Origin of the sequence: Frateuria defendens, from assembly GCF_001182895.1 — a bacterium.
GTDB lineage: Bacteria > Pseudomonadota > Gammaproteobacteria > Xanthomonadales > Rhodanobacteraceae > Frateuria_B > Frateuria_B defendens.
Window position 1 is genome coordinate 1 of record NZ_LFQR01000250.1, and the last position, 869, is coordinate 869.

Annotated in this window: 1 protein-coding gene; it reads left to right on the top strand. The window is 59.1% G+C overall.

Translation table 11 applies throughout. From position 1 onward, the window contains the following. Positions 1 to 363: 363 nt before the first annotated feature. On the top strand, positions 364 to 869 hold a 506-nt coding region (locus ACH65_RS19345; protein ID WP_237561574.1), incomplete at its 3' end, for an aspartyl protease family protein.

Here is an 869-nt window from a genome sequence, read left to right on the forward strand (position 1 = left end):
TGCCGATCGACGCCTCGGCGCGCAAGGCGATCGAGCTGTTGTCGAACGGTACGCTGAAGACCTATCCAGGGCTGTCGCATGGCTTGTTCGCCACGCATCCGGACCTCATCAATGCTGATCTACTGGCATTTGTGGCAGCTGAGGAACAGGGCTAATCGTCTTATGCCATAACGGAAGCCTCCCCGGTGATCACGTCGAGTTTGAGAACATTTTCCAAAGCTTTGATGATTGCGTCGATCGTCCTGACCGGCGCTATCTGTCCCCGGACGCACGCAATGACGCCGGGGGGATCAACAAGCACAGGATACTTCCGCGCAGCAGGTCCCGGCAGCTTCTCCGCCCGAATCGGATAAGCCCGTGCATATGCCATCGGACCCGCAAGCCATTCCATTCGAACTCAAGGACAACCTCGTCCGCATCGAGGTGGAAGTGAACGGGCGGAAGCACAGTGGTGTTCTGGACAGCGGAGCCGGCGCAATTCTCATCGATCGAGAGGTCAGCGGAAAACTCGGTCTCCAGGAGGCTGGCTCGATTGGCGATGCAGCGGGTGCCGGCCCCGAGGCCAAGCAGCTTCTGCCTGTAACAATAGCCAATCTGGTGGCTGGTCCGTGGGCGTTTGCAAATGTCGCCGGCTACGCCCTGGATCTTGGTCAGCTGTCATCGTCGGCGCAGTTTCCTGTCGATGTGCTGCTCGGTGCGCCCGCCTTCAAATATGGCGCAGTGAGCATCGACTACGCCAACCAGGAAATAACGTTCGGTCCGCCCGGGAGTGCCGGGAAATGTGCCGCGCCAATCCCGTTGGAAGTCGTACATGATGCGCCCGTCGTGGAGATAGAAGTCTGGCCAGCCAGGGATGCTCTGATCTATTC